General features: G+C 58.8%; 1 rRNA gene. It reads right to left on the bottom strand.

The annotated features are described in order from the left end of the window. Positions 1 to 1,445, bottom strand: a 16S ribosomal RNA gene (locus ACMQ11_RS04345); the annotation flags it as partial. Positions 1,446 to 1,456: the final 11 nt, after the last annotated feature.

The raw sequence follows: 1,456 nt of genomic DNA, 5'->3' as shown, positions 1-1,456 counted from the left end.
GCGGTCACGGACTTCAGGCACCCCCGGCTTTCATGGCTTGACGGGCGGTGTGTACAAGGCCCGGGAACGTATTCACCGCGCCATGGCTGATGCGCGATTACTAGCGAATCCAGCTTCGTGGGGTCGGGTTGCAGACCCCAGTCCGAACTGGGACCGGATTTGGGGATTCACCCGCACTTGCATGCGGACAGCCCTCTGTACCGGCCATTGTAACACGTGTGTGGCCCCGGACGTAAGGGCCGTGCTGATTTGACGTCATCCCCACCTTCCTCGCACCTTGCGGCGGCAGTGTCCGCAGAGTGCCCGGCATGACCCGATGGCAACTGCGGAGAGGGGTTGCGCTCGTTATGGCACTTGAGCCGACACCTCACGGCACGAGCTGACGACAACCATGCAGCACCTTCACAGGAGTCCCGAGGGACTTCATCATCTCTGAATCATTCTCCTGCAATTCAAGCCCGGGTAAGGTTCCTCGCGTATCATCGAATTAAACCACATGTTCCTCCGCTTGTGCGGGCCCCCGTCAATTCCTTTGAGTTTCACCGTTGCCGGCGTACTCCCCAGGTGGGATACTTAACGCTTTCGCTTGGCCGCCCAGACCGTACGGGCCGGACAGCGGGTATCCATCGTTTACCGTGCGGACTACCAGGGTATCTAATCCTGTTCGATACCCGCACCTTCGAGCCTCAGCGTCAGTGGCGCCACAGCGGGCTGCCTTCGCAATCGGGGTTCTTCGTGATATCTAAGCATTTCACCGCTACACCACGAATTCCGCCCGCTTCCGGCGCACTCAAGCCAAGCAGTTCGCGCCGCAGGGCAGCGGTTGGGCCGCTGCTTTTCACGGCACGCTTGCACGGCGGCCTGCGCTCCCTTTAAACCCAATAAATCCGGATAACGCCCGGACCTTCCGTATTACCGCGGCTGCTGGCACGGAATTAGCCGGTCCTTATTCATGCGGTACCTGCAAAAACCCACGCGTGGGCAACTTTATCCCCGCATAAAAGCAGTTTACAACCCGTAGGGCCGTCATCCTGCACGCTACTTGGCTGGTTCAGGCTTCCGCCCATTGACCAATATTCCTCACTGCTGCCTCCCGTAGGAGTCTGGACCGTGTCTCAGTTCCAGTGTGGGGGGCCTTCCTCTCAGAACCCCTACCGATCGAAGCCTTGGTGGGCCGTTGCCCCGCCAACAAGCTAATCGGACGCATCCCCATCCGTGACCGACGGATCTTTGCTCCTCGTCAGATGCCTTCAAAGGAGGACATAAGGTATTAGTCTGCCTTTCGGCAGGTTATCCCTTGGTCGCGGGAAGGTTGGATACGCGTTACTCACCCGTGCGCCGGTCGCCATCACCGGTTGCAAGCAACCGGCATGCTGCCCCTCGACTTGCATGTGTTAAGCCTGTAGCCAGCGTTCATCCTGAGCCAGGATCAAACTCTCCATTGTAAAGTATTGAT

This window comes from Alistipes sp. (genome assembly GCF_048465575.1).
Lineage (GTDB): Bacteria > Bacteroidota > Bacteroidia > Bacteroidales > Rikenellaceae > Alistipes.
Note: the sequence above shows the minus strand (reverse complement) of the source record. Positions and strands in the feature narration are given on the sequence as shown.